Origin of the sequence: Streptomyces lunalinharesii (assembly GCF_039532155.1) — a bacterium.
GTDB classification, from domain to species: Bacteria; Actinomycetota; Actinomycetes; order Streptomycetales; family Streptomycetaceae; genus Streptomyces; species Streptomyces lunalinharesii.
The window spans coordinates 1-604 of the sequence record NZ_BAAARK010000129.1 but is presented as its reverse complement, the minus strand read 5'-3'; the positions used below and the strand labels follow the sequence as shown (position 1 = coordinate 604).

The window sequence follows — 604 nt, the reverse complement described above, 5'->3', positions numbered from 1 at the left end:
CGGTTCCAAGGCGGGGGGTCAGTCGGGTGCGGGTGTGGCCGCGGAGGCCAGTGGTGCGGGGTCGGCCGATGCCAGTGGGGCGGACTCCTCCGCCGGGGCGCCGGGCACCGCGGCCCAGCCGGACAACGCCAAGTCGGGCTCCGGCGAGGGTACTTCGGCCCGTTCCGGCGGCACCTCGGCCCGTGCCGGCGGCGGCAGCGGTGCGGTCAAGAGCGGCGGGAAGGTCACGTTCTGCCGCACGTCCGACCTGGTGATGGAGGCTTCGGACAGCTCGCCCGACCAGAAGGTGGGCGAGATCACCGTCCAGATGACGAACAAGGGTGGCAGCACCTGCTCGGCGGCGGGCTTCGCGGGCGTCGACCTGAAGGACGCGGACGGTACCTCCGCCCCGGTGCACCGTGGTGGTGAAGTGCCCCGCATCACCGACCTGAAGCCCGGTGACACCGCCACGTTCAGCATCTCGTACAAGGTCGACTTCAGTGGCGACAGCCTCGCCAGCCCGACCGACATCATCGTGACGCCGCCGAACGAGACCCACAGCGTCGACCTGAAGTGGCCGGCGGACGCCCTGAAGCTGGGCGGCTCGTACGACGAGAGCATCCAG

General features: G+C 71.0%; 1 protein-coding gene. It reads left to right on the top strand.

The window, feature by feature from the left end:
- Positions 1–34 precede the first annotated feature (34 nt).
- The coding region (locus tag ABD385_RS41265) for a DUF4232 domain-containing protein (protein WP_344585429.1) at positions 35–604 on the top strand (570 nt) is incomplete at its 3' end.